1 protein-coding gene is annotated in these 236 nt (G+C 39.4%); it reads right to left on the bottom strand.

Features of this window, described 5'->3' with window-relative positions; translation table 11 throughout:
* Positions 1-236 (bottom strand): hypothetical protein (locus tag CD034_RS11135; RefSeq protein ID WP_180991106.1); only part of this gene is annotated, 236 nt, incomplete at both ends.

The raw sequence follows: 236 nt of genomic DNA, 5'->3' as shown, positions 1-236 counted from the left end.
CATCATCTTGTTCATCTTTTTGACCGAAGAAGTCACCAGGAGTAGCTGGTTTAGAAGTATCTACATAGTCAGCACCTTCTTCAACTACATCAGCTTTAGGGAAGAAATCTTCAGAAGTAGCTTCTTTAGAAGTATCTACATAGTCAGCACCTTCTTCAACTACATTAGCTTTAGGGAAGAAGTCTTCAGAAGTAGCAGGTTGATCAGTGTTAGCATTAGTAGCACCTTCTTCAACT

Origin of the sequence: Staphylococcus hominis subsp. hominis (genome assembly GCF_002901845.1) — a bacterium.
GTDB classification, from domain to species: domain Bacteria; phylum Bacillota; class Bacilli; order Staphylococcales; family Staphylococcaceae; genus Staphylococcus; species Staphylococcus hominis.
This window is presented reverse-complemented; position numbering and strand designations above follow the sequence as displayed.